At 55.3% G+C, this 13,428-nt stretch carries 18 protein-coding genes and 1 tRNA gene; 3 read left to right on the top strand and 16 right to left on the bottom strand.

Annotation, left to right across the window (positions count from 1 at the left end; translation table 11 throughout):
- Nucleotides 1-351 precede the first annotated feature (351 nt).
- The 14 genes from OCK01_RS00390 to OCK01_RS00455 all read right to left on the bottom strand — a co-directional run bounded on the left by OCK01_RS00390 (nt 352) and on the right by OCK01_RS00455 (nt 10,043).
- Nucleotides 352-1,011: a hypothetical protein gene (locus OCK01_RS00390; RefSeq protein WP_263822219.1), complete on the bottom strand. Its 660-nt coding sequence runs from the start codon at nt 1,009-1,011 to the stop codon at nt 352-354.
- Between the two features lie 10 nt (nt 1,012-1,021).
- Nucleotides 1,022-1,330, bottom strand: a complete 309-nt coding sequence (locus OCK01_RS00395) for a hypothetical protein (protein ID WP_263822220.1) — start codon at nt 1,328-1,330, stop codon at nt 1,022-1,024.
- A 9-nt stretch (nt 1,331-1,339) separates the two neighbouring features.
- Entirely contained in the window at nt 1,340-1,639 is a 300-nt protein-coding gene (locus OCK01_RS00400; RefSeq protein WP_263822221.1) for a hypothetical protein, read from the bottom strand.
- Between the two features lie 11 nt (nt 1,640-1,650).
- Entirely contained in the window at nt 1,651-3,057 is a 1,407-nt protein-coding gene (locus tag OCK01_RS00405; RefSeq protein ID WP_263822222.1) for a hypothetical protein, read from the bottom strand.
- Nucleotides 3,054-3,410 carry a hypothetical protein gene (locus OCK01_RS00410; RefSeq protein WP_263822223.1) on the bottom strand — a complete coding sequence of 119 codons (357 nt, stop codon included), beginning with the start codon at nt 3,408-3,410 and terminating at the stop codon, nt 3,054-3,056. Before OCK01_RS00410 ends, OCK01_RS00405 begins: the two co-directional genes overlap by 4 nt.
- Nucleotides 3,411-3,526: 116 nt before the next feature.
- Entirely contained in the window at nt 3,527-4,183 is a 657-nt protein-coding gene (locus OCK01_RS00415) for a recombinase family protein (protein ID WP_263822224.1), read from the bottom strand.
- A 417-nt stretch (nt 4,184-4,600) separates the two neighbouring features.
- On the bottom strand, nt 4,601-4,954 hold the full coding sequence (locus OCK01_RS00420; RefSeq protein ID WP_263822225.1) for a hypothetical protein: 354 nt from the start codon (nt 4,952-4,954) through the stop codon (nt 4,601-4,603).
- A gap of 931 nt (nt 4,955-5,885) precedes the next feature.
- Nucleotides 5,886-7,142, bottom strand: a complete 1,257-nt coding sequence (locus OCK01_RS00425; RefSeq protein WP_263822226.1) for a PAN domain-containing protein — start codon at nt 7,140-7,142, stop codon at nt 5,886-5,888.
- 80 nt (nt 7,143-7,222) lie between these two features.
- A complete protein-coding gene (locus OCK01_RS00430) occupies nt 7,223-7,516 on the bottom strand; it encodes a hypothetical protein (RefSeq protein WP_263822227.1) in 294 nt (97 codons plus the stop codon).
- Nucleotides 7,513-7,818 carry a DUF6074 family protein gene (locus tag OCK01_RS00435; RefSeq protein WP_263822228.1) on the bottom strand — a complete coding sequence of 102 codons (306 nt, stop codon included), beginning with the start codon at nt 7,816-7,818 and terminating at the stop codon, nt 7,513-7,515. The genes OCK01_RS00430 and OCK01_RS00435 overlap by 4 nt, the downstream gene beginning before the upstream one ends.
- The gene (locus OCK01_RS00440) at nt 7,808-8,395 is read right to left on the bottom strand and encodes a helix-turn-helix domain-containing protein (protein WP_263822229.1); all 588 of its coding nucleotides are present in this window, start codon (nt 8,393-8,395) and stop codon (nt 7,808-7,810) included. Before OCK01_RS00440 ends, OCK01_RS00435 begins: the two co-directional genes overlap by 11 nt.
- A 214-nt stretch (nt 8,396-8,609) precedes the next feature.
- Complete coding sequence (locus tag OCK01_RS00445) at nt 8,610-9,464, bottom strand: hypothetical protein (protein ID WP_263822230.1); 855 nt, start codon at nt 9,462-9,464, stop codon at nt 8,610-8,612.
- A gap of 1 nt (nt 9,465) precedes the next feature.
- The gene (locus tag OCK01_RS00450) at nt 9,466-9,840 is read right to left on the bottom strand and encodes a hypothetical protein (RefSeq protein WP_263822231.1); all 375 of its coding nucleotides are present in this window, start codon (nt 9,838-9,840) and stop codon (nt 9,466-9,468) included.
- The gene (locus tag OCK01_RS00455; protein WP_263822232.1) at nt 9,837-10,043 is read right to left on the bottom strand and encodes a DNA-binding protein; all 207 of its coding nucleotides are present in this window, start codon (nt 10,041-10,043) and stop codon (nt 9,837-9,839) included. Before OCK01_RS00455 ends, OCK01_RS00450 begins: the two co-directional genes overlap by 4 nt.
- A 117-nt stretch (nt 10,044-10,160) precedes the next feature.
- Here OCK01_RS00455 and OCK01_RS00460 point away from each other — a divergent pair, with 117 nt between their 5' ends.
- The 3 genes from OCK01_RS00460 to OCK01_RS00470 all read left to right on the top strand — a co-directional run bounded on the left by OCK01_RS00460 (nt 10,161) and on the right by OCK01_RS00470 (nt 11,979).
- Nucleotides 10,161-10,661 carry a hypothetical protein gene (locus tag OCK01_RS00460; RefSeq protein ID WP_263822233.1) on the top strand — a complete coding sequence of 167 codons (501 nt, stop codon included), beginning with the start codon at nt 10,161-10,163 and terminating at the stop codon, nt 10,659-10,661.
- Entirely contained in the window at nt 10,658-11,812 is a 1,155-nt protein-coding gene (locus OCK01_RS00465) for a site-specific integrase (RefSeq protein WP_263822234.1), read from the top strand. The genes OCK01_RS00460 and OCK01_RS00465 overlap by 4 nt, the downstream gene beginning before the upstream one ends.
- Nucleotides 11,813-11,889: 77 nt before the next feature.
- Nucleotides 11,890-11,979: transfer RNA gene (locus tag OCK01_RS00470), tRNA-Ser, on the top strand.
- A 29-nt stretch (nt 11,980-12,008) separates the two neighbouring features.
- Here OCK01_RS00470 and OCK01_RS00475 read toward each other — a convergent pair.
- On the bottom strand, nt 12,009-12,317 hold the full coding sequence (locus OCK01_RS00475; protein ID WP_263822235.1) for a putative quinol monooxygenase: 309 nt from the start codon (nt 12,315-12,317) through the stop codon (nt 12,009-12,011).
- Between the two features lie 52 nt (nt 12,318-12,369).
- Entirely contained in the window at nt 12,370-13,389 is a 1,020-nt protein-coding gene (locus OCK01_RS00480) for an NADP-dependent oxidoreductase (RefSeq protein ID WP_263822236.1), read from the bottom strand.
- Between the last annotated feature and the right edge of the window lie 39 nt (nt 13,390-13,428).

The raw sequence follows: 13,428 nt of genomic DNA on the forward strand, positions 1-13,428 counted from the left end.
GATCTCCGCTTGCATATCGCCTTGGACCTTTGCGCCGAGTCGGCCCAGGACTTTCCGCTTCTCGGCTCCTGCGTCTCCACCCTCCGCAGCAATACGAAGGATACGAGCGGCAGAGGATGCCATTGCAGCCCCGTAGGAAGCACGATTATCCCGGACTGCATTTCGAAGCGCAGGACGTTCGGGAATGTGACGGGTCCCGAACGCCTTGTAACTCGCGAGGGCGATTACCCTTACGCCCGGCCTGAACAATCGCCCGCTCTTTGCGAAGGGACGAACGAACGCCCGCCCATTCCCCGCGAGGAACAGCGTGATCCGAAGGGACGACATCGGCCCAGGCGTAACGGACTGCCATCAAGCCGCCTCCGGTTCCGCGCCGGTTTCATACCAAGCATCGAAATCGGGTTCGTTCCTAATCCCGGCCTGCTTTCGGACCTCCTCTTTGAAGATGCTGGCGAAGGCGGTCATGACCTCAAGGGCCTCTTCTCGCAACTCGATATGCTCCAGAACGTCGGGATGATAGCGCTCGGCATAGACCTTGCGCACCATATCGGCCTGTTGCTCGAGCAAACCAGAAACGACAGTGGGAAGCTCAAGCGCAGCGTTGATGAACAGCGGATCAGCGTCTTTGCCCATGACAAGCGATAGGCGCTGAGACGTGTCCGCATTGCGCAGGAATTCGCGGATCTCCCGGCGATGGGCAGCCGCCAGCATGTCTTTCTGGTCGAATGTCGGTTGCGTCACCTGAACGCGGGAAGACGAAATCTTCTCCCTGCTCTCACGGATCAGCGAATTCATGTTGCGGACTTCCCGCATGACGTTTTCGCCGATCTTCCTGCGATATGCAGCCGAAGCGCCCGCCTCCGAAAGGTTCTTGTTGCTAGCGGCTTCCTTCTTCCATGCCGTGATGACCGGAATGAAAGTGTTGACGGTTTCGAACATGCCCGCAAGATCCGAAATGCGATGATCGGGTTTCGGGAAACGCTGGCGAAGAGTGGTGAGAAGATCAGCCATTAGGCGCTCCTTAGATAGCTTGAACGGCGATTTTCTCGCCAGGGTTTAGATTGAAGGTCGCAAAGACATTGGCCGGCAAATAGGCTCCGGCGGTAGAAACGTCGCTGTTCACGTTGAGCGCCGCGTTCGGCGTCTTGCCCTTGGCAAAGCGGAAACTGGCGCTGTCGGAAAAGACGGACACGACTTCGCTTCGTTGTTGGCCCTGGTAGGTGCTTGTCCCGGAAGAGGCGAAAGTCTCGGCGGCAACGCAATCATCGGGCATCTGGACGTGTACAGAGCCCTTTGCGCTTATGCGGAAGAAGTTGACGTAGATGGTCATCGGCGCGCCTCAGGAAAGAGCATCAATGATCGGGATCGCCATCGAATTGATCCGGCGATTGAATTCCGTCGTGTAGGAACCGAAATCCGGGTGGCGCATATCTGCCGGAAGCAGGTCTAGCCCGCCCCTGAAGCTGCGATGCTCATACGGCGCGCCAGACAAGCGGTTGACGTTGCCGTTTTGAAGAACGCGGTCATATGCCGACAATTCGATAAATGCTGCTTCGATCTCAACCACAGCGGCGGCGTAGCGTTCGCCTGCGGCCTGTCGGGCATTTTTCAGTTCAGCTAGGGTGTTGGGAGTGGTCATGGTGTTACCTTTCAATTTCGGCGTTGAATGCCGGACGCGGCGACAGGCGACCGCTTGCCGAAAGCAACGGTGCTTGCGAGGCCAGCGACGGCGTTAGCGATGTCGTCATGAGCGTTGGGAGCATGGTCGATGGTTTCCCGACCGCCGCGATGCACACGACGTTCAAGGTTGACCAATTGAGAGCGAAGAACCGGCAAATCGAGAAGTTCAATCCGCCCGCTGTTGATGATCGGCAGGAGGTTCCGATAGAGATCGGAGCGGACATGCTCGGCGACCTTGTAGGCAATGCCGTGCTTGCGGAACTGTTCACGCGGGAACTCGCCGCCGTAGCGGTCTCCTGTAACCTCACGGATGCCGTAAGCCTTTAGAATGCCGCAGAATTCGTCAATTACCCCCTCCGGGCTAAGAGGCGGCTTTTTCTCGCGGACAACGTCAAGAACGATCTTGTCCGTCTCGGAATGACCAACCGCGAGCGTGAAGCTGTCATTCACCCCGCCGGATGGGTCGACAAAGGCGCGATACTTTGTCCGAGAGCTAAAGGGGCGATCCGTATAACCGAACGCCGTGCAAGCTTCCAAAGCTTCAATAGAGACATACGCTTCAATGTCGCGCCGGAATTCAGCGCCATATTCGGCACTGGCAACCGCCGGATCTCGTTCATACGCCCGTGCAATGGTGCTTTCCCGGATAGTCGGGTTCATTTCCCGAGTGGAAGCCTTCCACACCAAAGGCCCGTCGCTCTTCCCGAAGTAACGCTTGAAGGCGTCCCAGAGCGCGCCCTTGCGGGCATAGGGAGAAGAGGCGCATAACAGCATAGAATTAGGGATTGTCGCCATGCCGGGCCGGATAGCGTCGAGAACCGCATAATCAGGTTCGGCGGCGTCGTCTGTTCTCCAGAACGCTATTTCGTCACACAAAACAGCGGCGTAGGTATAGCCGCGCGTTGATCTGAAAGACGCCGTTCCCACTTCGATGGAAACCGAATTGCTAAGCTCGAATTCGTCCGCTGTCTCCCGCTCTACCAGTTCCTTCAACACCGGGATGATGGACAGCATTCCCTTGATGTAGCGGATGATGGTGCGCGCCTGTCGCCGATCAGCCGCAATGACCATGACCGTCGCCCGTTCGCCCGGTACGAGGTATTTCGAGTAATCGAAGAACGCAGCGAGGAAGACAGCCGCAATCGCCATGAACAGCGATTTACCCCCGCGCCGGCCGACAACGAGCCATGCTTCGTTGAAAGGTTCGGTAGGAAGCTCTTGCCGCCCCGTATGCTTGCGGTAAATCTCGGCCTGCTCTTCCGTCATTTCCAGACCGAACAGGGCAGCCAGGAAGGCAAACCACGACTGATAGGTTTCGGGTTTTCGAAACCAGGGGGCGAACAGTTCGGGATTTGCACAGGCCTGAAGGATGTTCACGCGGCATGCTCCGCAATGATGTCCTTAAGCGTCTTCGAAGCCACCTGAGGCTTTCCATTCAAACCGATGTCACGAAGCAGACGGTTGAGCGTGTTCGCCCATGCCAGATACTGCCTGCCGTCCCTATCAGTAAGGACCGCATCGCCTCCCTCAAGGATCTTGGCGTCCATCATCGACAAATGAAGGCTTAGCCATGCCGCCCGGTCAATCATGGCAAGTTGGGCGACGGATGGCACTCCTCCGACATGACGAATGAGATCATCCCGCGTGTTTTGTAACAGCCGTGCTTCTCGGCTGCGTCCGTCAAGTTTCGCTAGGGTATGTGGCCTTGAGTATGGACCTATCCGCTTCATTTCCTATTTCGCCCAAGAGTGAGAACGAAACAAGAATATCATCATTTCGGTTCCGAAACAATATGGCGCATACGCCCTCTATCTCAGGGCATCCAAGGCATATTAGGTTTGCAGCGCTATGCGGAGCGTTCGATCACGCGCGAGACCTGTTTCGCAGTCCAGAGGCCACCGCGTGAAGTCGGGATACCTTGATTGTTCAGGGTTCTAGAGATCTCTGAAAGGGTTTTTCCGGCTTGCTGAAGCGGTGAGATGATCTCCATAAGCTTGGCGGCTTCCCGGTTGGCCTTCTCCTGAATGGCTACGTTCCGCTTCATCGTTGCATCCCGCATGCCGCCGAGAACCTTCCCGCGTTCCTTCGCCATCTTGAGAGCCGCTTTTGTGCGCTCCGAGATAAAAGTACGCTCCTGCTCGGCAAGCGCCGCATAGATATGCAGTTGAAACTTATCAGCAAATGGCATCGAGGCAACACGAAGCTTGACCTTTGGATCATCCATCAGACCAGCGATGAACGAAACTTTGCGGCTTAAACGGTCTAGCTTGGCTATCAGCAATTCAGCGCCGGTTTTGCGCACCAAGGCAAGGGCCTTCGCCAATTCAGGCCTGTCGTTATTGCCGCCGCTTTCTATGTCTTGGAAAGTGCCGATTATCCGGTACGGCATTTCCGAGAACTTATCGAGGTAGATTGAGATGTCCCGCTGCTGCGCTTCAAGCCCAAGACCCGATTTTCCCTGATCTTCGGTAGATACGCGGGTGTAGACGACATAGCTGCGCATGGCGGGTCTCCAGTTGGTTGCTGGATATTGACACGCCCGTGTCAAATGTCAACGTTGGTTGTGTGCGTCAAGTCATTGATTTCGTTAGCTTGTGCTATGATAATGGAAAGAAGCTGCTTCCGATAGAACGGGTTTGTTCGCTAGCCCTTCAAGTGACAAGATGTCAGTATGGAAACAATGCGAAGATGTCTCGCATGAGTTCTTCGCATTTGTCGGGTGCGGATGCATGGTGGCATTCAACGTTCGCAAGCGCTGTGCGGGAGTTTTGTCGTTTAATCTTTCCGACCTCCTGAGGAGAGAGAGTGCGTGTTTCGCCGTTTGCCTCCACGGTGCACAAATCTCCCTGACATGTAGTCACTTGCGCCTCAGCTTCAGCATAGGAGAAGATAAGCGAGGCGAGGATCACCATTGGGCGGATCATGGCATAAAGCCGTATTTCGCAGCGACTTTTGCTTGGGTCGCGCATGATACCTTGCGTTCCAGCTCCCCCATTTCCATCAAACGCATTTTATGGGCGCCCGAACCGGTCTGGAATGATGACCGGGCTAATGGGTCCATCCCAGCTAATCGCTCGGAGACATATGCGGCGACTTTGTCAGCATTGAGTGTATAGCCGCAAATTTCTGACGTACCGACTATCTGACCATTTTCGCGAGCCTCCACCATATCAGACACCGTATCGGCAAAAGCGAATTCGCCAAACAATGTACTCAAGGCGACAGCTAACGTTATTCTCATCGGTTCCTCCTCTTCCCGTAAAAGCTCGGTCATGTTCGTTATTTTACTGAAGCTTGATATACCGCAATTTGGTAGCTCTTGATTGCGGTATAACTACCTTAGACAGGACGGGCATCGCTTCTCCTCCCGGCGATGATCTTGGGACCAGTCACGGCGCGGCCAGATGGCGGACCTGGTCGCGCCGTTTTCTTTAGTCTAGGTGTTCAATGCCAAATCTAAAGTGCTCATCGGTTCTTGTTTTATCAACACTGTATTGTCAGTCCGTGACTTTCGTTCCAGCTGCCGCCTTAGATCGCTTGACGGTACAAGAATGGGGAATGGCAATTGGCGGCAGCTATACTTGCAAATATCCGTTGGCTATGGAGATCGTGCGGGATGTGGTCGACAATCAACTTCCTGAGTTAGATCGTTCGCTGCGTGAAACGTTTCGTCGATCTTTAAAAGTTGCAAGCAGAACTTTGAGAGCGTCGCCGTTTTCCTCTAAATTGCGTGGCAACTGTGCAATTTGGCACGACCTCGCAAGAAAACACAGAATGCTTCTACATTAGGCAGATCGCCTAGGTTGCAAGAACGATAAATACCCAAGCTCATCATTGGCAACGGCTCCCCATGACGGCTTCCGAAAATTCAAATCGCTCGCTTCGCCCAAAGATGTTGCGGCACTATAAAGACCTGGCTAACGCTGGGCTCAACCCAATCCGCTCTGGCGCACAGACGCTGTTTGATCGCAATGATCTCCCCTGATCCGCGTCGGCTCGATAGCCTTCTGTTTTCCAACCGGACCGCAAGAGTTTTTCCATCATCCAACCATCCCGGCTAGTCAGACATGTAGTCTCAGTTTTCGAGCAATATAAAAACGATGGAACGCAATAATATTGCGAAGCTTTCGTATTTTAACCCGGGGCCGTTGTGTGCCGTTCCAAAATGACGCCCACTCAAACGGCCTCTAGTTTAGACCAATCCGTCAATCCATTTTTATGCCTGAATAGACTTCGCTGTTCATCCGCACTGGTTTCGAGGCGGTGAACTTCACGCAAATTCCGTTCCGAAAATACGAGAATGCTCGGCATTGAAAATCGTCAACGCACTCATCTTGGCACCAAGCCAACGTCTTATTGATATAGGTTGAGTACGGCATCGCCATTATCTCCGTCCCCAAGTTCGTCCTGAACCGGACATCAGCCCCGTACTCGCGCCCAACGCGGTAAATGATGTTGGAAGCCTTGTAGCCCGAGAAAGCTCGTGTGAATTGCAGCGCCTGGCTAGCGCCTCGCTTTAGGAAGCACGCCTTCGCGTCGGCGTTGAAGGTGTATGCCGTACAGCTCGTCGCTTCGTTACAAGCCTTGTAGCATGCCAAGGCGGTCTTTGCCTTGATAGGCATACGGGGAAGGTCGAAACCCGGCAAATCTAAATTGTCGGCAAACTTCCACTCGTCAGACTGTGAACGAGGGGGCGGCTCAACTGTTACAGCGGGAGCCACCAGCATCGTCCGAGGTGCCTCGGCGGGAATTGGAAGCGCGATTGCGGGTTCGGATGCGTCGGGGACAGACACTTCGGCAGTGTTGGGAGGTTCTGCCTTTGCGGGCGCGTCTGACACAGCAGCTGAGGGAAGGTAGGATACCTCTAAACCGATGCTCGCCGCTTCATCTTTGGAGAGCCACTTGATTGCATTGGGGCTGGTGAAGGTGGCGTATCGGATAACGTTGTCAGAGAAACCGAGATCCCGGAGGTACGATCCGACCAAGGCGTTTCCGTCAGAGCTGACGTTGTTGGCTCCATTCTCTACCGTGTAGATGGCATGAAACCCGACCCTCGCCTCTGCTGATAGCATTCTTGGCCGGCCGGCAAGCCATGCCAAGCCGCAAGAAGACGCACAAAGCGTCTGGCCCACCACGCCTGTTGCAAACCCCTTTATTGAGATGGTGCGTCCGATGGACATCCCCACATCAGCGCGTCCGCCTGGACCGTTGAGGAGCACAACGCCTTTTTCCATCGTGATAGCCAGATTATTGAAGGTCTTCTCATCACCTTCAAATAACTCGCCCTCGACAGCAATAAACGCGATCCCGCCCTGCCCCGTGCCTTTCCAGATACTCGCTGCGTCAGCGCTTGATGCAGTCATCAAAAAGAACATGAAGCAGATCAGCGTTCGCATAGTCGGTTTCTCACTGCGGGACGCAAACATAAGATTAGCTGCTCTTTCTGGTGTCAAGAAAATCATCTAGGCGCTTCAGAGATGTATGCAACGAAGTGGCAGACGCCATTATTTTGACGCCCGCCAATGCTGTTTTTACACCGATCTTACAAAGCGGAAGCGTCCGTCTGAAGCCTTTTGAGACACAGCGAAAACATGTCTTCACCACCAAAGTGAAGGCGCACGTGATGCTGCCGGCACAGCCACCGAACGTTTAGCGGCTGGTCGTAATTATCATGATGAGCATCGACCTTGCGTGATCCACAAACCTCGCAAGGCTGCTTAATCAGCTTGCCGGCGACCAAGGCGCGTTGGACGGCAATGTGTCCCTCGTACTTGTCGGGATTGCTACGACGCCAGTTAGCTTGACGCGTGTCTGTCTTGAGGTTTTCCGCGCTCATGCCACCCCCTTCGGATTGTTGCCTCTCGAAAGCCGCTGATAATTCATCATGGAAAGTTCTCGGCTGACTGCAACCCTGAACGCTTCAATTTCCTCTTCTATCCGCTCTTCCCCGTAGCCGATGCGCTGCAGTTGATCCGAGAGTTGCGCTACCTGCGTTCGCCAATACCACAGGCGTTGCTTTTCGCTTTTTTCGTTAAAGACGCCAGCGACCCGCCGCACCTTCCCTATTCGTTTTTTAAGCGGAAATGCGACAACGCTGCACACCGGCTTCCATGCAAAAAGGGGAAGATCAATATCCATCTCTTGCCCGCGCATAAGGATTACCCTCCTTCTCATAGCTAAGATAATCAGGTGTTCTATTCAGGTAGTTCTTAGTAAGGTGTTTGGGTTGCTCCCCTGCAACGTCGTGAACATGCACGTTTGCAACTTCGGGAGTATGCACACTTGCAACTTCGCGACGTTGCGACGTTGCAACTTCGAAACGCCGGCGCTTCTTCTCAACAGAGAGATCTCGCGCGCGTTCTTCGCGGTCTATTTTTCCGTCTAGAACAGCAGTCAGACGGTCGGTCGTGAACGTGTAGAAATATGCCTCAATCCGCGATCTGCGGGAGCGGCTTATCCAATGACGCCCGCCTTCTAGGCTACACAAACGCTTGATGCTCCGCATAACGGTATCGCGGTGCACACCCAATTGAGCCGCGATACGCTCAAGAGAGGGATGGGCATCCCTCGTCCTGGCATTGACGTGCTGCATTACGCGAAATGCGACCCTAAAATCGATGGGATCAACATTTGGATCGCAGGACATGGCGTCGAGGATGTCCAACTTCCACGACGTAAACGACCGCGTCTCCTGCTCGGAAAGCTCTTCGTTCAACCGAAAGCCCTCCGCAACGTCCACATCTTCCGGGCCATCGAAATAGCCTCGCAGGCTTCCTGAGGCGTCACGCCAAACCGGCGCATGAGATCAAGCACCAACGGCGGAAAGTCTTTGGCGGGGAGATCGGAAAGCCAGCGCGCCGCCTCTTCGACCGCAGCGCTATGCTCATGGGAAAGGCCGGTCGTGCCGCCTACGGGAATTGAAAGCGAAGTCATGCATCACCCCCGTTCAAATGAATTGCGTCCATGGCGATGCTGAAGAGACCGCCCAACGCGCCCATGTCGTCAATGTAACCCGGACGGAACATGCTCTGCGGCAAAGCTTCCTTTACGAGCTTCGCCTTCGCTTTGAGACCGGCAAGATTTCTAACCGGGGAAACGAAGACAGCCGTCATCGCTTCATCGACAGCGGCTTTCGATGCACTCACACGCGCAAGCGCTTCGTCTACGCCGGACCGCCGCCGGATATCTGCTGTCACGCGCTCATATTCGAGAGCTACGGGAATTGCCGCGCGGTAATCCTTCAAATACCGGGCGGTTATCGCTTCATACTCGGCGCGGGCCTTATCTGTCCGTCCTTTTGGCTTTCTGTTCTCTGTTTCATGCACTGTCGCTCTAAGTTTTTCCGATGTTTCGACAGCAAAGCAAACCCTTGGGTGTTCTTGACACCAACTTTTTGATTTGATGCGGGTCGTTAGCTCAGCGGTTTCGCGGTAAATATACCGGCCCATCAAATCGCGCTCGGCATCCTCGTCGTAACCGTGGCGATCCACGTTGGCACTGCCGAGGATGCATTCAGGGGCAAGCGGCCAGCGATGACGCCATTCATCTGCCAGCCATTGAAGGTCGCTTTGCTCTTTCTCGTACTGCTGTTGAGCACGAAGCAGATGCTGAAGTGCTGCTATCAGTTCAAGGTTTCCATTGTGCTCAGTTGCGGGGCTCGGCAGTTGCGTAGCGTCGGCGTTAGAAGCCGTTGCCGCAGCGCAACCCGCAAGGCCGTAGATAAATCCACGGCGCGAGAACACTGGAATAAAGTGTTGGTTGGTGCTATTCGTGTCGATGTTCATTTCAGTTTCCTTGCTTGGAATTGTTTGAGCCATGGTCCGGAGAGGTTGCCGCCTCTGCCGGGCCGTTTTCGTTGGAGGTGGCGCAATTCGCCGCTTCCCGTTTTGCTGATGCGCTCGACGCATGGAATGGGTTGCCGCCCATACGCATCGGCCAAAGCGCACATTTGAAAGCAGTGCATTTCCGGATTTCAGCGGCATTGGCTCCGCTGCAATCCAGGCACTTGGACCGGATCGCCTTCAATGGGCTTTCCGGGTGTTCCAGCAGCCGAATTTCGGCCAGTAGAATTTGACGCGGGTCTTTCCCGATCAACTCCCCCGCATCGCTCTCGTATGGAGAGTTTTCGAGGAAAAGCCGCTTGTCGATAAGTGCGCTCAAGCCGCACCTCCGAACTTCGCCTTAAGACCGAGTTTGGCGGCAAGCGGAGCGACTGGTACGACAATACGACCGCCGATCCTGATAGTTTCTATGTCACCGCGCTTAGCCGCTTCGTAAGCCGCATTCCGGGCAAGTCCGAAAAACAGCAAGCCAGCATCCGTGACCGGAATTGTTGGCCTTGAGAGAGCATCTTCTAGCGTCATCTTTATCTCCTATGAACCTACGTAGCTTACAGAGGATAAGATAGCACAGAGGAAAACGCTTGCAACAAAAATCTACGCAAGCTACGTAGGTTGTCACATTTATGCACGGAGAATGATATGACGGGACGGCCTGAGAACGATGAGCCGAAATCCGAACGGTTCAACATGTTTATTTCGCCCTCCGAGATGAAAGCAATTGATGAGTGGGCGTGGGAAAATCGCATCCGCTCTAAGTCTGAAGCAGTTCGTAGGCTGGCGGCCATAGGGTTGAACTTGCACAATGGACTCAGGGAGTTCGTTGAATACAACGAGGAATACACTAACCGGATATATGATATTCAGGGTTCTCTTGAGGAGACGGTCGCAAAGTATTCATCCACCGGAAAAGCGGACGACACCGATCTACGTGAAATGACCAAAGAGGAAGCTTTGAATTTGGCGAAAGAAGCCATCGAAGCTGCTTATAAAATTCATGACGCTGTGGCGAAGCGCGATCTTCAAATCCTTGAGTTCTTCGTTGATGCAGCAGTTGAAGCTCGGCAGCAGTCTAGTCCCAGCAAAAATCCATTTCAGAAACTTCTTGAATGGACAAAGAGCCTGAAAAGGAGGGAGCAATGAAGGGCCACATACGAGAACGCTCACCCGGGACATGGGCTATTGTGCTGGACGTGCCAGATCCAGAGACAGGCAAGCGCCGCCGCAAGTGGCACACCTTCAAGGGAACAAAGCGTCAAGCGGAGACGGAATGCGCTCGACTGATAACCGAGTTAGACGGCGGTCATTATGTTGAGCCAGCAAAGACGACGGTGCGGGAATATTTCGTTCGATGGCTGGCGCATGAGAAGGCGAACGTGTCACCAAAAACGCACCAACGTTACGAAGAACTTCTCCTGAAGAACGTCGCGCCCGTGCTTGGCTCCATCACCCTAAACAAGCTGTCAGCGGCGAAGATCGATGCCGCATGGGGGCAACTGCTTGAGAGTGGTAGACGGAACGGAAAGGGCGGACTTTCGCCCCGTACAGTTCACCATTGCCGCCGGGTGATGCTGACTGCCATGGATCAGGCCGTGAAATGGGATCTGCTGAAAAAGAACCCTGTAGCGCTGACCAGACCGCCGAAGGTAGAGCGCTCCAAGATGGACGCTTACAACGCCACTCAAACGGCGATTTTGCTCGATGAGCTACGCAATAGCCGCATCTATATGGCTGCGCTCCTAGCGGCTCTATGTGGCCTTCGTCGTGGAGAAATACTTGCGCTAAGATGGCGCGACGTTGATCTCTCGAACGGCGTTCTTTCCGTTCGACAAAGCGCTGAACAGGTTGGAACGGAAGTCAGATACAAAGAGACGAAATCCGGTAAAGCGCGCACTGTCGCCCTGTCATCCACAGTCCTAGACGACTTGAAGAGGCACAGGCTCGCCCAGGCGGAAGAGCAGTTAAAGCTTGGAGTTCGGCCCAACGACGACTCGTTTATTATCGCCCAGATCGATGGAAAGCCACTTAAACCCGTATCACTCACTCATGAATGGACCCGGTTGTTGGCAAAAACCTCCCTGCCCCCGATCCGTTTTCATGATCTCCGCCACTCGCATGCGACACAGCTCTTGGCCGCCGGCGTTCATCCGAAAATCGCAAGTGAAAGGCTCGGTCATTCTACCATCGGGATCACCCTCGATCTCTATTCGCATGTCATGCCAGGGATGCAGGCGAACGCCGCTGAACAGGTTGACGCCGCCATTAAAGCTGCTAAACAGTCCACGCGCGAGTGAATTGGTAGCAAATCGGTAGCAAAGCCGAATTTCTGGACTTTCCTAACACGAGGAAAACCAAACCAATTCAATCAGTTGGATGGGTGTCCGAGCGGTTTAAGGAACCGGTCTTGAAAACCGGCGTACGGGAAACCGTACCGTGGGTTCGAATCCCACCCCATCCGCCAGAACACTCCTGTCTGGAACGCAATCCCGATCAGTCTTGACGATCGATCAACATCCTTTGGTTGACGACATCGTATTTTCGGATGTCGGCGATCATCTTTTTGCCCCAACGTTTTATGAAATCGGCTGTGTCGCGCGCCGCTAGATGGCCCGACAGCGACGGCTGGTCGCGCCAGAGTTCGACGACGCGGAAGCCCGCGACGTCTCCGTCGTGAACTTCCACGGAGAAGAATAGATTGCCCGGCCGCCGGCGGGCCGCCGATGCCAAGCTGTCGAGATCGGCGGCGAAGGCCGTTGCATCTCCGTCCATTAGCCGGACGGTTCCGGTCACCATCAACATATTGCTGTCCTTCCGTAAGGGCGGCTGCACCGCGCTGCGAATGTAGAGGGGATCAATCGACGGTCAGAACGATCTTGCCCTGGATGCCGCCTTTTTCGGCGCGCTCATGAGCCCGCGACGCGTCGGCGAGCGGGAACAGGCTGTCGATCACGACGCGGACCGTTCCGTCCTGCAGCAGGCGGCCGGCCTCAGCCAATTGACCGCCATGCGAGCGCACTTGCGTCGTGGATACGGTGATTCCGGCCCTCTCCGCGTCATCGGCCCCGTCGAAGCCGAGCGGATAGACGGGCATCAGCATGCCGCCGCGTTTGAGGATCGGAATGAAGCGGCCGGCGCCTGCGCCGCCCACCGTGTCGAGGACGATATCGACGTCGCCCGCCAGACGATCAAGCGACGATGTGGTGTAGTCGATGAATTCGTCGACGCGCAGATCCTGCATGAGACGTTCATGTCGTCCCGAGGCAACGGCGACGATGCGCGCCCCCCTCCATTTCGCCAGTTGCACGGCGAGATGTCCCACGCCTCCTCCCGCGCCGTTGATCAGCACCGTCTTGCCGTCGAGTTCCGGGGGGCTGTGCGGGAAATCCTGGAACGGGTTGGCTTCGCGATGGCCGAGATCGATGAGAAACTGCCAGGCCGTCAGCAACGACATGGGAGCGGCCGCGGCGTGAACATGATCGATGTTGGCGGGCTTAGGGGCGAAATCCGACGCCGGCGCGCTCACGAACTGGGCATAGGCGGCGCCGCCCGAAAAGGCGCTGGCCGGAAAGCGAACCATCGCATGAACGAGATCGCCGACCGCGAAAGCGGTGACGTCCTCGGCGACTGCGGCCACCTCGCCCGAGACATCCGAACCGGGAATGAGCGGAAATGTCGGATTGGGGCGCCATTCCGGCGGCAGCGCGCCGTAGCCGTCGCGCAGATACCAGTCCGGCGGGTTCAGGCCGACCGCATGGACCCGCACGAGGATCTCGCCGGCGGCGAGTGCGGGCAGCGGCGCGTCTTCGTAGCGCAGCGCATCGGGTCCGCCGAAAGCGTGCAGCCTGACGGCTTTCATCGTCGTGATCGTCATCTTTATCTCCATCGGATCTTGCTGATGCTTCCATATGGC

It is taken from the genome of Rhizobium sp. TRM95796, assembly GCF_025779995.1.
GTDB lineage: Bacteria > Pseudomonadota > Alphaproteobacteria > Rhizobiales > Rhizobiaceae > Rhizobium_E.